The sequence below is a fragment of the Actinacidiphila bryophytorum genome, assembly GCF_016916835.1.
Classification (GTDB): Bacteria; Actinomycetota; Actinomycetes; order Streptomycetales; family Streptomycetaceae; genus Actinacidiphila; species Actinacidiphila bryophytorum.
This window is the reverse complement of record NZ_JAFFIX010000002.1, coordinates 344,287-359,689: the sequence shown is the minus strand read 5'-3', so window position 1 is coordinate 359,689 and position 15,403 is coordinate 344,287. Positions and strand designations below refer to the sequence as shown.

The following is a 15,403-nucleotide window of genomic DNA, read 5'->3' as shown; positions in this document are numbered from 1 at the left end:
GGTCAGGGCTGCGGTGCGGCGCTGCGGACGAAGGCGTCGATCTGCTGGGCCGCCTCCTGCGGCGTGACCGCGCCCGTGTCCACCTGCACTTCCCACCCGGCCTGGGGGTACGAGGCGAGGTCCTCCCGGGTGGCGTCCCACGCTGCCAGCCGCGCCGTCGTGTCCGTATCGCCCCGACGCCGTGACCGCTCGGCGGTAGATGTCCGGGAACACCACAGCAATACGCACACCCAGCGGACCCCGGAGAGGGCTGCCACCTGCTCCACCCCTGCCACCTGGCCGAGATGGACGACCGGCACCATCCCGCTCTCGAAGGCCTTGTCGAGGCCGGGCCGGTCGACGACGTAGACGTTCCCGTACCGCTCGTTGCGGTAGATGACGTCGCCGCTCACCTCCAGGTCGGCCAACTGCGCGGCCGTCCCCATGCGGTAGCCCGCCGACTTCCCGCTGCCGACCTTGAGCCGCCGGAAGGGGACGTACCGCGCGTCGAGTGCGGCCAGAGCCGTAGTGACCGTGTCCTTGCCCGCCGCCGGCGGCCCGTACAGCAGGATGCCCGACCTCATGGGGAACAGTCTGCGCCGTCGAAAGCCGTTACATACCGACTATGCCGTGTTCCAGGTACTGCGTCTTGCCGCTTGCGCGTGCTGCAAGCGCTGCGTGGATGCGACGGGCGAGGCGAGGAATCAGCACCTTGTCGAGCTCGTCCTGGGCGTGGAAGGCGTAGGCGTCGATCTCCACGCCGTCCGGGCGGATCTCTGCCTGGCCATCCTCCCCGAGGATGCCGCCGTCGAAGACGAAGAGGAGCTTGTCGCCCTCGGACGGGTGGGGCGCCCAGTCGGCGACGAGGAGGTGTCCGATGGGAGTGGCGAGGTGCAGCTCTTCCTTCAACTCGCGGGCAGCGCCTTCCCTTGGCGTTTCCCCGGGGTGGAGGTAGCCGCCGGGGATTTCCCAGCCCGGTTTGTAGGTGGGATGGACGAGGAGCACGCGGCCCGCCTCGTCGAAGAGCAGCACGCCTGCTGCGGAACGGGGCTGGGCCACCGCTTCTTGGGGCTCGCTCATGCGGACGACTGTAGCGGCCGAGCTGAAGGCGCCCGATGTACTCGATGGGGCCACATGGCCCGCACTTGGTGCACGGGCGCTGGACGACCACGACGGTTGCGCTCCCGCGCATGATTCGCGCGGTGGTGTTCGATGCCGGTGAGTGCCTGGACGACGAGGGAGTACGGCTCGCGGGCGGATTGGCTGAGGGTCCCCCGGCATACGTTCGCGGCGGTGTTCGGTGCGCTCATCGCGCAGGGGCGGGACTACCGCGAGACTTTCCAGGTCTTCCTGCCCGGCTTCGACCTGGCGGAGGAGAGGGAGCGACGGGTGGAGTCGGAGAAGCCCGAGTGGCTCGGAGAGGACGACCTGTATCCGGATGTGCGACCGACGCTGTCAGCTCTGCGTGAAGCCGGGCTGTGGGTTGGCATCGCCGGCAATCAGGCGGTCTGTGCCGCTGGGCGCCCTGCGGGCGCTCGATCTGCCCGCGGATCTCATTGCGACGAGTGACGACTGGGGAGCGTCGAAGCCGGACGTCGCCCTCTTCGAGCCCGTAATCAAGGCCGCACCCGCAGCTCCCGGCGAGATCCTCTACGTCGGTAACGGGCTGGACAACGACATCGTGCCGGCGGCGCAAACGGGAATGCTGACTGCGCTCATCCGCCGGGGGCCACGGGGAGTCATCCAGCAGCACGACCCGGCCGCGGAGACGGTTGCGACGATGCGGCGTCGACTCTCTTGCCGAGCTGCCGGAGCTCGTCGTGCGGTTCAACGCGACGGCCGGGAGCTGAGGCTCAGCAGTTGGTCGTCGGAGAGCGTGACTGGCTCGCGCTTTCTCAGATGGAAGCCGAAGGAGGTGTCTGCGGTCGGGGCAGCAGCGCTACGTTCGCAGCTATGACTCCTTTGGCATCCTCGACTCGTGCGGTCGACTTGCGTCAGGAACCCGTCGACGTGGTCATGGAGCGGGTCGAGCACGCGCTGCAGACCCCTTTGGATCGGGATGGCGTGGTGCGCAAGCGGCGGACCATCGGGGCGCGGTCGGACCGTGGTACGTGGGTGCGGGTCGAGCGGCGGCCGTTCGCTCGGATCGGGGTACAGGGGTGGAACGGCGCGGAGTGCGCTGCGCTCCTGGCGGGCGTCGCTCAGCCGACGTGGCGGGCAGCGGTGTCCTGGCGGGATGACGTTGACGGTGTCATGTGGCGTGCGGACGAGATGGAGCTCTTGCCCGGCACACCCGTGATGTCGGGTGGCGTGCTGGCCGAGGCCCCTGAGCTGCCGGATGAGTGGTGGGAGACGCTGAACTCATCTCTGGATGCCTTGGCGCGCGCGGACACCACGAGGGTGGCCACCCCGGACACCGTCGTGATCACTCAGGCTCACGTCAGCGAGGTCATCCGGGCGGCCTTTCCGGGTGCGCCTTCCCCGGCGGTGGAGGAATGGCGCCCCGCTCACGGGGATCTGAACTGGGCAAACGTCACGGGCACGCGGTTCTGCCTGTTCGACTGGGAGGACTGGGGTATGGCTCCCCGCGGTCTGGATTCGGCGTCGCTGTGGGCGCAGTCTCTCGCCGTACCGGAGCTGGCCGACCGCGTACGGAGGGAGCGTCGGCGCGATCTGGAAAGCAGGGACGGCAAGGTGATGGCGCTGTTCACGTGCGCGAAGATCGCCGGGCCATACGGCCACCCCGAGGACCCTCGCCTGCTGCCTGCTCGACTTGCGGCCGAGCAGCTGATGGAGGAGCTGCAACGCGACTGATGTCCAGCTGCTCTCCGCGTGGTTCACGGTCTGCTAGCGGCGTTGACCACGCGCGCGAACAGCCAATCCTGCCGGAAGACGGCCTCGGGGTTCTGCGGGCGGCTGTCAAGACAGGTCAGCGCGCTCAGAAGCACGCTGTGTGAGACGGCCAGAACGCCGCCGTTCTGACCTCGACGCACATCGGCGAGGTACTCGGCGCAGCGGCTGGCCCGGTCGTACAGCTCGGCGAGGCTTTCGCCGTCCCCGCAGGCGAGTGACGGGTTGGTGGCACGTTGCGCGCGCCAGGTGCGGTACTCCTGCGGGTACGTGTCGGGGGTGTGGCCGATCACCATGCTGGGGGCGCGCCACTCCGCCAGGAGCGGGGTCGTGGCGATGACGGGGATGCCGGTGAGCTGCGAGAGAAGGCGGCCGGTCTGGCTGGCGCGCGGGAGGGGGCTGGTGACGATTGCGGTGATCCGTGAGGGGAGGGGGAGCGCGCGGTGAACCTGGGCGCGGCCCTCGGCGGAGAGGGGTGCCTCGGGCGGGGCGTGGTGGCCGGGGCGGTGGCCTTCGTAGGCGGCATGGCGCATGAGCCAGAGGTCAGCCAAGGATCCAGCCTCCGTCGACGCGCAGGGTCTGGCCACTGATGAAGCCGGCGTCGGGGGTGGCGAGGAAGGCCACGGCGGCGGCCACGTCGGACGGTCGGCCGCGGCGCTGGACGCACTGGCGGGCGAGCTGGCGGGTGGTCATGGCTTCGGGGTCGGGGACGACCGCGGCTTCAGCGGGAACGGCGATAGAGCCGGGCGCCACGCAGTTGACGGTGATGTCGGCGGGGCCGAGTTCGCGGGCGAGGGCGCGGGTGAGTCCTTCGAGGCCGGCCTTGGCGCTGATGTAGACGGACAGGTCATGGCGGCCGGCGGTGGCGAGGACAGAGCCGATGGTGATGATGCGGCCCCAGCCGCGGGTGGCCATGCCGGGGGTCAGTTCGTGGGCCAGGAGGTAATGGCTGGTGAGGTTGGTGGCCAGCATTTCCTCCCAGACGGCGGGCGTGGTGTCGGCCCAGCTGGTGCGAGGGTAGGCGCCGGCATTGCTGACGAGTATGTCGACAGGACTTGGCCGGGCGTGGGCTTGCTGGCAGAGAAGGCGGACCGCGTCGGGGTCGCGCAGGTCGGCCTCTACCGGCCGGGCGGTGCCGCCGTCGGCGGCGATCTCCTCGGCGAGGGCTGTGGCGGCGTCCCAGTCGTCGAGGTGGGCGAGGACGACGGCGGCTCCGTCGGCGGCCAGGCGGCGGGCTATGGCTGTGCCGAGGCCGCCGGTGGCTCCGGTGACGAGCGCAGTGCGACCTTTCAGGGGGCTGGGCATCGTGCCTCCTCGATGGAGAAGAAGGTGATGGGGTCGAAGGACTGGCTCACGGCTTCGGCGAGTCGGGCCAGGACGAGCAGCCGGTCAGTAGGCGCGAGGTCGGCCAGGTTGTAGACGGCGAGGATGCGCATGGCCAGGTAGGGGCGCAGGAGTTCGCCGAGGTCGGATTCCGGCCAGAGCTTGTCGGCGACGGGCCGTACGAGGCGGTGCCAGTACGCGGACGCAGCCGCTTGCCTGGGCGCGGAGAGGAGGGGCGTGTAGTCGACCTGGATGGTGCGGGCGGCGTGGTTGACCCGCGCCCGCTCCAGGCGAGGCCGGTTGGCGTCCACCCGATGGAATGTCGCCGGGTGGTCGGCGAAGGCTGCCGGGTTGTACGTAGGGACGAGCCAGCCGCCGAGCGCCGTGACGTACCAAAGGAAGTTCGCGAACTCGCCGAGGATGCTGTTGAGCCCCGCGGTGTCGTAGTCGAACCATGCCGGTGGATGAGCGAGGTTGACGTCTGTGGGGTCGCCCTGGGTAAGCGCGGCCCAGACCGGCTCGTCGCCCTGGAAGTGGCTGCGCAGCTTCCGCAACGCAGATGCCCAGCCGAGCGCAAGGGGTCGGCCGTTGACCACGATGACGTACTCGGCGAGGCGGCTGACCGGAAGGTCGATGATCCCTTCCGCGACGGGGATGTCGCCGTCGGCGTAGTACCTGTCGAGGCGTCCGTCGGGTGCGGCACGGTCCCAGTACAGCTTCCGGACGACACGCGAGGGCGGCACTTCCTGAGCCGTCTCCAGGATGACTTCGCGATAAGCGCCGGTGAGTTCGTCCATGTACCGCATGAGTTCTGGACCGGCCACCTGCTCATTGAGCAGGTCGAGCAGGAGCCCGCGATCGGTGCCGCCGGGCAGCCGCTCGTACGCCAGCAGGTAACCGCCGGGGACACGCACGTGGGCGTGAAGGGCGGGCACGCGGTAGTGGCCGAGAAGACGGGCGTGACCCTGGATCTCCTGCCGGGCCTCGTCACGATTCCGGGTGTACTTGATCAGCAGCGGACGGCCGGACCAGTCGATCGGCAGAAGGCGGTTGCGGGTGGCGCGGCGGATGGTCCCGACCCGCCACCGGTTCCGGGCGCTCACTGGCCGGACCCGGTCAGGAGGTCCATGCAGACTTGCGCCAGCGAGGCCGGAGTGATGGCGTCCAAATGGCCGTCCTTGTCCGGCGCGATGCGGTCTCGTACCGGACACAGATCTCCTTGGTGCATGTGCTCGGAGAACGGTGTGGCGACTGCGTGGTGATGGGGCAGGCCGGTTCGCCACTTGCTGTGGGCGTGACGGGCGTAAAGGCCGACGACGGGTGGGCCGCCGCCCTCCCCGTTCCGGGCGAGAGCGGCGAGGTGCGTGAGCCCGGTGTCGTTGCCCACGACAAGGTCGCAGTGCGGAAACACGTCCGCGAGCTCGTCGGCGGATACACCGTCGAGGCGAAGCGCCCTTACCCCACGGGCGGCTTGCGACGCGTCGATTCGCACACAGCCGTCCGCGCTGCCGCCGATCAGCAGGAGGCGCACCTGGGCCGCGCCTCCGTCGGCGATACGAGCGGCGACCTCGACGAATCGTTCTGCGGTGTAGTCCTTGCGCTCTGGCCAGCTCGTCGCGGTGATGCCGGCGACGGTGAGGCCGTCGAACCAGCCTGCCGCCCCGAGCTGCTGGACGAGCCGGTTCGGGGAGGTGGACAGGACCGGGGCAAACGGAGCCTCCGACGGAAGGCGTACTCCCAGCCGGCGTTCAAGCGCGAGGTAGAGGCGAGCAGGCATGTCGGGAAACGCTCGCGCGTCGGAGGCGAAGCAAGGTGGTGCAGCCGGATCGCAAACGATGCTCACGTGGGCGTCGGACTGGCGATGTGCAACGGACGCGAGGTCCCCGATGACGGCGAACCTCCCTCGGGGCGGCCCGGCGGGCGGACCCGTGACCAGGCCGCTTCGCGCGATGAGGGCGGCGTACGGTCCTTCCACGCGGAACGGGGGACAGGCGTGCAATCGTGCCCGAAACCAGTCGCGTACTGCGGCCACGGCGGCGAGCGCCAAAAGCGAGTCCCCGAGCTTTTCCTTGAAGGACACCAGAACTTCGTCGCACTGGGAGAGCCGGTAGACGAGTTCGGCTGAGGCCGGCAGCGGGAGAGGCGCTCCCGCTGAGAGGCGCTGCCGGTCGTAGCCCAGGGGCGCCGAGTGCACCGCGCTCTCGGGAAAAGCCTCGGCTCCCGGGCGGAAGCGCACGCCATCCGTCACGGTGGCGGTCACCGCGCGGGCTCCAGGTCTGCGAGCGCCACCAGCGGCATGCGGAGCCGGGACAGCAGCTCCCGGGCGCCCTGAGTGACGTCCTCTACCAGGCAGGCGGCGGCGAGCGGCCGGGCTCCGGCTTCGCGCAGGCGGACGGTCAGGTCGGCGAGCGTCCGGCCGGTGGTGACCTCGTCGTCCACCAACACGATGCGCTGGCCGGGCGCGATGCCGTACGCGAAGACGTCCGTGCGTACCGCGTGCGGCTCGCTGAAGCGGACGGCGCCGTCGAGGGGCAGTTCCAGCTTCCAGGCGATCTTGTACGGGACGGCGGAGGCCGAGGCGAGCGAGACGGTGGGGAGGATTCCGCCTGCGTCCAGGCCGAGCAGGAAGTCGATATTCCCCATCAGCTCGGGGACTTCTGCCAGGAGGCGGTTCCAGAGCTGGGAGCCGGCCTCGGTGAGCGTATCGGGGTGGACCGGCTCCTCCAGGCCGTCAAGTGAGTGGATGACGCGTTCGGTACGGCTCGTGAGGTCGACGCCGAGGCGTTCGACGACGCGCGCCGAGAACGGGGGAACGGCAACGGTTTCGGGCATGGCGAAGCCTCCGTGGAGAGATCGAAGTTGGTGGAGAGGCGTGGGTCAGGCGGCGAGCTGGGCCGCGTACCAGGCCAGAAGGCCGTCGACCGCCGGCAGGACCTGCGCCAGAGCCTGGGGCCGGGCGCCCTCGCGCCAGGCGGTGGCCGTCTCGGCGAGCGTCGGGAGGGTCAAGGCGGGTAGCCCGGGCAGGTGTGTTGCTGTGGCGAGGATCTGGTCCGGTCCGGTCTCCCAGACACCGTGTTCGCGCAGCAGAAGTCGGCAGGCGAGAACGAGGTGCTTGTAGAGCTGCCGCAGCAGGTCCGGGGCGGCGTCGGCGCGCAGTCTGCGCAGGGTGAGCATGACCTGGGGCAGCTCGTGCACCGCCGCAAGCGCAAGGTCGTCTGAGGTGATGTGCGGCAGTTTCAGGTGCGGGTCCGCGTACAGCACCGGTCGATCGGCCTGGAGCTGGTGCAGGGCGAAGGCGAGGCGCGGGGTGAGTCGGCTGGCGAGCAGTTCATGTGGCGTCGCGAGGGTCAGTCCGACGGAGGCGGCTTCGTCCACCTCCTCCTGGTAGGTGCGCAGCGCCTCGGCGACGGCCGCGGCCGCGGTGTGGTCGGCGACCACGAGGAGGTCGATGTCGGACCAGCCTGCCATCCAGCTTCCCTCCCCGGGGCTCCCGGTGAGGGCGACCAGGCGTACGGCAGGCGCGTGCGAGCGCAGGCTGTCGGCGAGGTCGGATGTGGCTGCTGCCACGGGTCCGGGGAGACCGAGACCGTACGGAGTGCTCGTGCGCGGCCTTACCGGGACGGGCGGTGCGCTGATCCTTCTCAAGTGGGCGCGCAGTTCAATGACGCTCCCTGAGTTGTCGAGGAGGTGGTCCGCGAGAGCCGCGACTTGGTGGGCTCCGCGGCTCATCTTGATCTCGTCCTTGGCCGCGACGACGTGCGCAGCCGTTCCAGACCGGCCCACTCGCACAGCGAAGGGCACGTCCAGGTAGACGATCTGGAGCCGGTCGCCCATGAGCGTCTTCAACTCTGCGATCGACGACTCGTCGTGGACGGACTCGATGGTGATGAGCCGAGAGTCCACGTGGGCGTCGGCGAAGCGGTTCAACTCATCCAGGAGCAGTTCTGCTTGGCGCCGGGCCGAGAGAGCGTACGGGTCGGCCAAGCCATGGCGTGCGGCGGACTGACACAGCAGGTAGCCGATCTTGAAGCGTTGAGCTCCGCAGACGCGGCGGACGAACTCCGCGCTGGTGCTCTTGCCGCATTCGCTGAGCCCGCCGAAAGCGATGACGCGCGTGAGGCGGGGACTCGGGGTGTTCTCCGAGACTACTGCCTCGTCCGCGCCGTACAGCTTGTAGCGAGCGGGGGCTGGAAGCCGCCGGGCACCGGTGATCACGTCGGCGGTGAGCGTGTCGAGCGCTGCGTGCAGATCGTCCCGCTGCCGGTGCAGGGCCGGCACGCGACGCTTGGCCAGGTCGTCCCGGTCCGTGGCCTGCTCGCTGTGCCAGATGCGAAGGGTCAGCACGGACAGTCGGTCGAGAACGGAGGCGAGGGTCTCCGTGTGCAGGGGCGCCTCCGCCGACGCGGTACCGGCAAGTGCACCCAGGACCTCGTCGGCGCGCTCGGCCAAGGCGTTGCGCTCGGCGTTGAGCTGGTCGATTTCCCGCTTGAAGTCTGCGATGCGGTCGGCGGGAAGGCCGGCTGTCCGCACGCGGTCCTCGGTCTGCCACAGGCGGGAGTTGACCGCATGGAGGCGTGTGAGGGCGTCGTCAAGCCGGCGCAGGTTCTTCTGGGGCAGGCCGGCGGCGGCGCGGGCGAAACCCGGCGACAGGAGTAATGGGGGCGGGCCCCCTGTATGGGCGGTCATCGGTCGTCATCACCCTTTCAAAGGTCGTGGGAGGGAAGAGGAAGACCGAGACCCGTGGTGATCCTCCGGTGGACTTCGGCGAGGTCGTGGTGCTCGCAGTCCACGACGAGGTCGTAAACGCCCTCCTCCGCCTGGCGGCGCAGTATCGCGTGCAGGTGCCTCTGGTATGCGGGGTAGATCCCCGTCCACGGACGGTTCTCGCGGTCGCTGGTGATCGCGTAGCTGCGGTGCGGGTCGAGCGACGGCAGGAGCAGGACCGAGGTCTCCGCGGGCGTCGGGAGCGGTGCGGTGATCTCGCGGATCGTCCGGAGAGCCTCGTCCGTGGAGAGGCCGTCCTTGACGACGCTGGTCGCCGCCGCCACGGCGGTGAGCATCGGCAGGCCGCGGTCGAGCAGCCCGGTGTGTTCGGGCCTGCGCGCCGCGGCGCGCCTGACGTGGCCCTTGACCAGCATGGCGGTCAGCTCGACAGTCGTGGACTTCTCGAACCACCAGCTCGCGTAGTCGTCCGAGGCGACACGCTCCCAAGGCTCCGGATCGTGTTCGTGGACGGCACCCAGCATCTGGAACCCGTCCCAGCGTGCCGCGAGCTGCTTCAACTGGGTCGTCTTACCGGCGTTGTCGGGGCCGTTGACGCTGATGAACTCCGGCATGCCTGCCATGTCCGGTCACGCCTTCCGGACAGGCGTTTCGAGGACGGAGACGATCGCCTCGATGTTGGCGGTGACGAAATCGGCCAGCTCGGGAGGCATGAGGTCGAGCTCGCTCACCGTTTCGGCGGTGAAGGGCACGCGGACGACGTCGTACGCGCCGCGCTCGGGCTTGGTGAACTCGGTTCCGGTCCGCACGGACAGGTCCATTCCGGCGAGGCGGGCGGCGAAGATGTGCTGAACGCCGATGCCGCCCTCCAGATGGTCGGTGATCAGGTGGACCAGTTCGGCCTTCTCCAACGTGCCGCCCAGTTCTTCGAAGACCTCGCGGTGCAGGGCGGCCTCGATGCTGTCGTCCTCCTCCTCGACACCGCCGCCGACGGTGACCCAGTACGCGTCCCGGCCGGGCTTGGTTCGCCTGATCAGCACCAGCTCGTCTCCGTCGAGCAGGATGGCGCGGGCGTTGCGCTTGACGATCTCGGGCATAGGGAGAACTCCTCGCTGAAGTGGGTCTTCGAGGCCGGCCGGTGCTGACCGCGGGAACAGCATGCTGCACACCGGTGACCGGAAGTGACGTACGGATGCCGCACAAACGCTGTACCGCTGCCGAACACGACTCGTTACGCTGGGTATTTCGCCATGCGGGAGGGGGATGGGGCCGCCATGGTCACAGTGCAGAGCTGGACTGGACGGGAAGCCCGACTGCTGCGTTCGTCGATGAGGATGAGCATCCGGGACTTCGCCGCGCACCTGGGTGTCAGCGATCGCGTCATCTCCAAGTGGGAGGCCGGCGGGGAGGACTACACGCCGCGCCCTGACTCGCAGGCGGTGCTCGACACGGCCCTGGCACGGTCCTCGGACGAGAGCCGGGCACGCTTCTCCGAGGCGCTGGGCAGACCGGCTGTCGCCGCCCCCAACGCGGCGCACATACGGGTCGAGTCGCACAAGTTCCTGCCGGTCTTCGTCGGTATAGAGCAGGCGCGACGCCTTCGGGAGGGAATGAACGCAGCCCCGGCGGGCCGTTGGCTGGATTCGTCATGGGCTCGTGCGAACCACCCGGACGGGGGCACTGTCTGCACACTGCACGTCTACGCCTGTGGCGTGGTGGTCTTCCACCTCGTCCAGTTACAGACGCCTCAGTCGCTGACGGAGCTGGCCCTCTGGCGGTACCGCTCCTACGCCTCCGACCTACCGTGGGCCGGATCCGTTCTGCGAGATCTGCTGAATGCCGGTCCTGGCGAGCAGCCGGACCCCGAATACGTCCTCTCGCTGTACTGGGTGACGTCGGGGCCGTGGACCGCCGGCCCCGAGTTCGACACCGCTCTGCGGCTGCTGTCCACGCCTTCCGTGCTGGTCGACCGCGGCACGCCCGGTGAGCCCGAGGCGCTTCACTCGTCTGTCGAGGAATCCCTGCTGGCCAGCGGATTCGACCACCCGGACATCGTCTCCTTCGGCGTACGCGGTGTCTCCACGGGTTATGCGGGCTGGTCCGGTGTCGCCTACTGCGCCCACTCACAAGAGCGCAGCCTCACGATTGACGAACTAGTCGGCTGCGAACTCACCGTCCAGGCACTGTGGTGCTTCTCCCGTCAGATCCAGCAGCTCGTGGAGGATGGCCAGGACCCCTCGACCCACGAAGACTTCGGCTGGCGGTTCCTAAGGGCGGCGTCTTCACGTCTCACCTCCGCCCGAGCGCAGGAGACCGCGCAGCACGTCCTCATGAGAGAGGCCATCATGAAGACGAGCGGACTCGCGGAACGGCTGCGTGCCGCGCAGGACGCTCTCCGGGACAGTGTGGGCTGACGACGGGAGAACAAGGCCATGGACGTCACGGATGGCGCAGTGGACATCGACGGCGCGGCCCTGATCGTCGTGGACGTACAGAACGGCTTCACCAACCACCACAGTCGGCATGTCGTTCCTGTGATCTCCAGCCTTGTCTCACGGTGGTCTGCCGCAGGCCGTCCCGTTGTCTTCACCCGCTACCGCAACTATCCCGACAGCCCCTTCGAGCGGTTCTTTCGCTGGAGCCGCCTACAGAGCCCGCCGGATACGGACCTGGTTTCGGAGCTGGCGGATCAGGCTGAGTCCGCGTACGCCGTGCTCGACAAGGTCGGGTACTCCTTCTTCACCGACGAGGCCGTCACCCTGCTCGGCGACGCGGGCTGGACTGATCTCGTCTTCTGCGGCATCGCGACAGAGAGCTGCGTTCTGAAGTCCGCGGCAGACGCATTCGAGTTGGGCTATGCGCCTTGGATCCTCACCGACGCCTCGGCAAGCGACGCGGGTCCAGCTGTTCACGAGGCCGGCCTCACGGTCGCTCGTCGGCTCATCGGCCCACGTCAATTGATCAACGCAGATGGCCTCATGGCCCAACTCGCCCCACGGCTCGAAGTCCCAGTGTTGGAATAGCCCCATGACAGCGATCACGGACCTGGTCATTGTGGGTGGCGGCCCAGCCGGCTGCGCGGCGGCAGTGATGGCTGCCAGCGTCGGCATACGGTCGGTCCTGATCGAGCCGGACGCCCTGTGCGCCAAGCTCCAGCACATCGCCGTCGTCAACAACGTCGTAGGCGGGCACACCAGTGGGCCGGAACTTGCCGCCGCCGTCGCGGAGGACGTGGCCCGCGCAGAGCTCTGCGAGGTCGACCTCGGCGCGCGGGTAATCGAGGTCCGTGCCTACGACGACCACGTGGCGGTAAGGACGGACACCGGCCGAAACGTCAGCGCCCCTTACGCGGTCGTGGCTACCGGTGTCGGCCCGATTCCCGTCTTGGCGGCCCCGTGGCTGACGGTCGCAACAGACTTGGATCTGCCCACTCTCTGGGGCGCCAAGGCCTCAGGCGCGGCGGGGGGTTCCCTCCTCGTACTCGGCGCAGATCGGCCCCTGGGTACTTTCCTCCGCACCCACCCGACACTCGATGCGACGGTGACGGTCGCCTACCCGCAGGAGGACGACTACAAGGTCGACGAGGTGCGCAGCGATGCCCGGGTCACGCTGCTGCCGGTTGCCGGCCTGTCGGTGAGCGATGTCGGTGATTCCGGGTTCACGGCTGCGTGGTTCGACTGAGAAGGCCGTCCCGGCACCGGTACGGCTGATGTCGCGTACGTGAATCTGGGCAGCGCCCCAGCGCCTCCGTCAGGCGCCCTCGTGCCGGACACTTCCGGCTACTGCCCGCCCGACCGCCAGCATCCGCGTGTCATCACCGCCGGGGATCTGCGCTCCGCCCGCTTCCAGCGCATCATGGCTGCGACGGGTTCCGGTGGTGAGGCCGCGCTGCGGGCGTATTACGGCCTGCGAGGCGTGTCGTCGGCGAGGCCAGGAAGTTCTCTGTACTGAGGGGGAAGGCTCGCGGTGGCGCCTGGCAGCGGCTCGGGCGAGGTGTCGGCCCGTCGGCGCAGCCGTAGTTCCATTCGTGACGAGGAGCTTTGTCGGCGAGGGGCAAGCCGTGACAACCCCCGCCTCTTGGCATCAGCTTCTCCACGCTGTGCGATGGAAGGACGTATCGGAAGATGAAACACGAATACGAAGCGAAGTTCCTGGCTGTCGACGTGGCCGGCCTCCAGGCCGACCTCGCCGCCCTGGGAGCAGTCCAAGCGTTTCCCCGTACGTTGCTCACGCGCAAGATCTTCGAGAGCGATGCCCTCGACGGCACGCAGTGGGTGCGGCTGCGCCACGAGGGCACGCGCACGACGCTCACCCTGAAGCAGGTCACTGACGCCGATTCGATCGACGGGACAACGGAGATCGAGACCGAGGTGGGCGACGTGCATGCCATGGCCGAGATCCTGAGCTCTATCGGGCTGCGCGAGGTCCGCTACCAGGAGAACTACCGCGAGGAGTGGCGGCTCGGCGACGTCGCATTCGACTTCGACACGTGGCCCGGCCTGCCCACGTTCCTGGAGATCGAAGGTCCCGACGAGCAGTCTGTCCGAGAGGCCGCCGACCTGCTCGGACTCGACTACACCCAGGCCCGGTTCGGCAGCGTCGACGCGATCTACCAAACTGAACTCGGTCGGGACATCCTTGCTGAGCCCACCCTCCTCTTCGGCCACCGCACTCAGAGCGTGCCCGTTGAGACCGCGGTGCCGTCCCAGTGACCAGGCGGGTGGCTTCATAACGCGGCACACCCGCTGGGGATGCCCCCCGCCGCCTATCGTCGGCGTATGGCCACGGAGGAGCGCATCGTCGTGATCGGAGCCGGAGTCTCCGGGCTCACCACTGCCGTCGTGCTGGCCGAGTCCGGGTTGCTGGTCCACGTCATCGCCGATGAGCTACCCGGGCATACGTCGCTTGCGGCGGGTGCCATGTGGGGGCCTTACCTCGTCGAGCCCAGGGACAAGGTCGCGCAGTGGAGCCAGCGCTCCCTTGAGGTCTTCGGGGAACTGGCTTCCGACTCTGCCACCGGCGTACGGCTGACCAGCGGCATCGAGGCCTCCCGCCACGCCGATGCACCACCGGAATGGGCAACCGCGCTGCCCGGGTTCCGTCCCTGCGAGACCGCCGAACTCCCGCCCGGATTCACCTCCGGCTACCGCTTCACTATTCCTCTCATCGACATGCCGGTCTACCTCGACTACCTCCAGCGGCGGGTGGCGGACGCGGGAGCGAGGGTCGAACAGCGCAGGCTGCGCTCCCTCCCCGAGGCCGGTCCGGCTGCCGCCATCGTCATCTGCACGGGCATGGGTGCCCACAACCTCGTCCCTGACCCGGACCTGCGCCCGATCCTCGGCCAGCACGTCGTCGTCGCCAATCCCGGCCTGACTGATTTCTTCTCCGAGGACACTGGGCTCTCGTCGGATCTGCTGTGCATCTACCCACACGGGGACACCGTCGTACTGGGCGGAACAGCTATCGACGGGTTCGGCGACCTGGACCCCGACGACGCTGCTGCCGACGCCATCCTGGCTCGCTGCACACTCATCGAACCGCGGCTGGCCGACGCGCAGATCGTCGAGCACCGCATCGGAGTCCGACCCACCCGCGACATAGTCCGGGTCGAGAGCGACCGGCTCCTGGACGGCACTCCGGTGGTGCACAACTACGGCCACGGCGGTGCCGGCGTCACTCTGTCCTGGGGATGTGCGGAGAACGTTCTGACCTTGCTCAGTGAGCGGTGACGAGAGGCCGCACACAGATCTGGGGCGCGGTGAACGCCGCCGCCTGTTCACCGCTACGGCCCAAGGAGCGCACACTGTGCTCCACCGTGTCGACCGGGGAGTTGGCCTATGAACGAGCCGTTGGACGAGCGGCCGAAACCCTTTCTGTACGTCGTGGTGTGCGCGGCTGGGGCCGCGGGGGACGTGGGCACGCTGATCACCATGGCGCAGGGCCGGGGCTGGGGCGTGGGGGTGATTGCGACGCCACAGGGGCTTGGCTTCATTGATGCCACGGCCGTTGAGGCACAGACGGGCTACCCGATCAGGTCTGCGTGGCGGTTGCCCGGCGAACCGCGGCCGCTTCCACCTGCGGATGCCATCGCCGTTGCGCCGGCGACGTTCAACACGATCAACAAGTGGGCTGCCGGGGTCTCCGACACGCTGGCGCTGGGGATTCTCTGCGAGGCGTACGGAATGGGCATTCCGACGGTCCTGCTGCCGTACGTGAACTCGGCCATGGCTGCCCACCCCGCCTATCAGGAGAGCTTGGCCCGGCTGCGCGGGATGGGCGTCATGGTCAGTTCTCGCGAGTCGCACCAGCCGAAGGCCGGTGGAGGCGCTGACCGGTTCCGCTGGGAAGAGGCGCTGGAACTGCTCGGCCCGGCCGCGGACGCACGGCGGTGAGCACCATCTCCGGGCGAGTGTTCTCCGTACTCCGGCACGAGCCGGCGTGGTGTCGGTCGGAACGTCGTCCACTCGGCTTGTGGGGCCGACGCCGCGACTTGGCGGGCAGACTGCTGCAACCGTGATCAGCCGGT

At 68.8% G+C, this 15,403-nt stretch carries 17 protein-coding genes and 1 pseudogene; 8 read left to right on the top strand and 10 right to left on the bottom strand.

Features of this window, described 5'->3' with window-relative positions; all coding sequences use genetic code 11:
• Positions 1-2: 2 nt before the first annotated feature.
• Together JT723_RS04800 and JT723_RS04795 are read right to left on the bottom strand one after the other, a co-directional pair.
• Positions 3-563 carry a DEAD/DEAH box helicase family protein gene (locus JT723_RS04800; protein WP_205043093.1) on the bottom strand — a complete coding sequence of 187 codons (561 nt, stop codon included), beginning with the start codon at positions 561-563 and terminating at the stop codon, positions 3-5.
• A gap of 28 nt (positions 564-591) precedes the next feature.
• The gene (locus JT723_RS04795; protein ID WP_205043092.1) at positions 592-1,059 is read right to left on the bottom strand and encodes an NUDIX domain-containing protein; all 468 of its coding nucleotides are present in this window, start codon (positions 1,057-1,059) and stop codon (positions 592-594) included.
• Between the two features lie 110 nt (positions 1,060-1,169).
• Here JT723_RS04795 and JT723_RS04790 point away from each other — a divergent pair.
• Both JT723_RS04790 and JT723_RS04785 read left to right on the top strand, forming a co-directional pair.
• Positions 1,170-1,829 (top strand): annotated as a pseudogene (locus JT723_RS04790) (HAD family hydrolase).
• 103 nt (positions 1,830-1,932) lie between these two features.
• Positions 1,933-2,793, top strand: a complete 861-nt coding sequence (locus JT723_RS04785) for a phosphotransferase (protein WP_205043091.1) — start codon at positions 1,933-1,935, stop codon at positions 2,791-2,793.
• 23 nt (positions 2,794-2,816) lie between these two features.
• Here JT723_RS04785 and JT723_RS04780 read toward each other — a convergent pair whose 3' ends face one another.
• Genes JT723_RS04780 through JT723_RS04745 form a run of 8 tightly spaced genes read right to left on the bottom strand, consistent with a single transcriptional unit; the run spans position 2,817 to position 9,971 of the window.
• A complete protein-coding gene (locus JT723_RS04780; RefSeq protein WP_205043090.1) occupies positions 2,817-3,380 on the bottom strand; it encodes a histidine phosphatase family protein in 564 nt (187 codons plus the stop codon).
• Entirely contained in the window at positions 3,373-4,134 is a 762-nt protein-coding gene (locus JT723_RS04775; protein WP_205043089.1) for an SDR family NAD(P)-dependent oxidoreductase, read from the bottom strand. The genes JT723_RS04780 and JT723_RS04775 overlap by 8 nt, the downstream gene beginning before the upstream one ends.
• The gene (locus tag JT723_RS04770) at positions 4,119-5,255 is read right to left on the bottom strand and encodes a hypothetical protein (protein ID WP_205043088.1); all 1,137 of its coding nucleotides are present in this window, start codon (positions 5,253-5,255) and stop codon (positions 4,119-4,121) included. Before JT723_RS04770 ends, JT723_RS04775 begins: the two co-directional genes overlap by 16 nt.
• A complete protein-coding gene (locus tag JT723_RS36065) occupies positions 5,252-6,412 on the bottom strand; it encodes a glycosyltransferase family 9 protein (protein ID WP_205043087.1) in 1,161 nt (386 codons plus the stop codon). Before JT723_RS36065 ends, JT723_RS04770 begins: the two co-directional genes overlap by 4 nt.
• Positions 6,409-6,984: a phosphoribosyltransferase gene (locus tag JT723_RS04760; protein WP_205043086.1), complete on the bottom strand. Its 576-nt coding sequence runs from the start codon at positions 6,982-6,984 to the stop codon at positions 6,409-6,411. The genes JT723_RS36065 and JT723_RS04760 overlap by 4 nt, the downstream gene beginning before the upstream one ends.
• Before the next feature lie 45 nt (positions 6,985-7,029).
• Complete coding sequence (locus JT723_RS04755; RefSeq protein WP_205043085.1) at positions 7,030-8,838, bottom strand: DUF4254 domain-containing protein; 1,809 nt, start codon at positions 8,836-8,838, stop codon at positions 7,030-7,032.
• 17 nt (positions 8,839-8,855) lie between these two features.
• Positions 8,856-9,497, bottom strand: a complete 642-nt coding sequence (locus tag JT723_RS04750) for a hypothetical protein (RefSeq protein ID WP_205043084.1) — start codon at positions 9,495-9,497, stop codon at positions 8,856-8,858.
• A 6-nt stretch (positions 9,498-9,503) separates the two neighbouring features.
• Positions 9,504-9,971 (bottom strand): NUDIX hydrolase, encoded by a 468-nt coding sequence (locus tag JT723_RS04745; RefSeq protein WP_205043083.1) that lies wholly within the window; start codon positions 9,969-9,971, stop codon positions 9,504-9,506.
• Positions 9,972-10,148: 177 nt separating this feature from the next.
• Here JT723_RS04745 and JT723_RS04740 point away from each other — a divergent pair, with 177 nt between their 5' ends.
• The 6 genes from JT723_RS04740 to JT723_RS04715 all read left to right on the top strand — a co-directional run bounded on the left by JT723_RS04740 (position 10,149) and on the right by JT723_RS04715 (position 15,269).
• A complete protein-coding gene (locus JT723_RS04740; protein WP_240165045.1) occupies positions 10,149-11,288 on the top strand; it encodes a helix-turn-helix domain-containing protein in 1,140 nt (379 codons plus the stop codon).
• An 18-nt stretch (positions 11,289-11,306) separates the two neighbouring features.
• Positions 11,307-11,897, top strand: a complete 591-nt coding sequence (locus tag JT723_RS04735) for a cysteine hydrolase family protein (protein WP_240165044.1) — start codon at positions 11,307-11,309, stop codon at positions 11,895-11,897.
• Positions 11,898-11,901: 4 nt separating this feature from the next.
• On the top strand, positions 11,902-12,555 hold the full coding sequence (locus tag JT723_RS04730; RefSeq protein WP_307863872.1) for an FAD-dependent oxidoreductase: 654 nt from the start codon (positions 11,902-11,904) through the stop codon (positions 12,553-12,555).
• Between the two features lie 443 nt (positions 12,556-12,998).
• Positions 12,999-13,586, top strand: coding sequence for a class IV adenylate cyclase (locus JT723_RS04725; RefSeq protein WP_205043082.1), 588 nt, complete (start codon positions 12,999-13,001; stop codon positions 13,584-13,586).
• 66 nt (positions 13,587-13,652) lie between these two features.
• On the top strand, positions 13,653-14,606 hold the full coding sequence (locus JT723_RS04720; protein ID WP_205043081.1) for an FAD-dependent oxidoreductase: 954 nt from the start codon (positions 13,653-13,655) through the stop codon (positions 14,604-14,606).
• A gap of 108 nt (positions 14,607-14,714) precedes the next feature.
• The gene (locus tag JT723_RS04715) at positions 14,715-15,269 is read left to right on the top strand and encodes a flavoprotein (protein WP_205043080.1); all 555 of its coding nucleotides are present in this window, start codon (positions 14,715-14,717) and stop codon (positions 15,267-15,269) included.
• The last annotated feature ends 134 nt before the right edge of the window (positions 15,270-15,403 follow it).

What these genes read in the sequence shown, in the direction of transcription:
- JT723_RS04800 (WP_205043093.1), bottom strand. Translation starts at nt 563, where the DNA reads ATGAGGTCGGGCATCCTGCTGTACGGGCCGCCGGCGGCGGGCAAGGAC.
- JT723_RS04795 (WP_205043092.1), bottom strand. Translation starts at nt 1,059, where the DNA reads ATGAGCGAGCCCCAAGAAGCGGTGGCCCAGCCCCGTTCCGCAGCAGGC.
- JT723_RS04785 (WP_205043091.1), top strand. Translation starts at nt 1,933, where the DNA reads ATGACTCCTTTGGCATCCTCGACTCGTGCGGTCGACTTGCGTCAGGAA.
- JT723_RS04775 (WP_205043089.1), bottom strand. Translation starts at nt 4,134, where the DNA reads ATGCCCAGCCCCCTGAAAGGTCGCACTGCGCTCGTCACCGGAGCCACC.
- JT723_RS04760 (WP_205043086.1), bottom strand. Translation starts at nt 6,984, where the DNA reads ATGCCCGAAACCGTTGCCGTTCCCCCGTTCTCGGCGCGCGTCGTCGAA.
- JT723_RS04755 (WP_205043085.1), bottom strand. Translation starts at nt 8,838, where the DNA reads ATGACCGCCCATACAGGGGGCCCGCCCCCATTACTCCTGTCGCCGGGT.
- JT723_RS04750 (WP_205043084.1), bottom strand. Translation starts at nt 9,497, where the DNA reads ATGGCAGGCATGCCGGAGTTCATCAGCGTCAACGGCCCCGACAACGCC.
- JT723_RS04745 (WP_205043083.1), bottom strand. Translation starts at nt 9,971, where the DNA reads ATGCCCGAGATCGTCAAGCGCAACGCCCGCGCCATCCTGCTCGACGGA.
- JT723_RS04740 (WP_240165045.1), top strand. Translation starts at nt 10,149, where the DNA reads ATGGTCACAGTGCAGAGCTGGACTGGACGGGAAGCCCGACTGCTGCGT.
- JT723_RS04735 (WP_240165044.1), top strand. Translation starts at nt 11,307, where the DNA reads ATGGACGTCACGGATGGCGCAGTGGACATCGACGGCGCGGCCCTGATC.
- JT723_RS04730 (WP_307863872.1), top strand. Translation starts at nt 11,902, where the DNA reads ATGACAGCGATCACGGACCTGGTCATTGTGGGTGGCGGCCCAGCCGGC.
- JT723_RS04725 (WP_205043082.1), top strand. Translation starts at nt 12,999, where the DNA reads ATGAAACACGAATACGAAGCGAAGTTCCTGGCTGTCGACGTGGCCGGC.
- JT723_RS04720 (WP_205043081.1), top strand. Translation starts at nt 13,653, where the DNA reads ATGGCCACGGAGGAGCGCATCGTCGTGATCGGAGCCGGAGTCTCCGGG.
- JT723_RS04715 (WP_205043080.1), top strand. Translation starts at nt 14,715, where the DNA reads ATGAACGAGCCGTTGGACGAGCGGCCGAAACCCTTTCTGTACGTCGTG.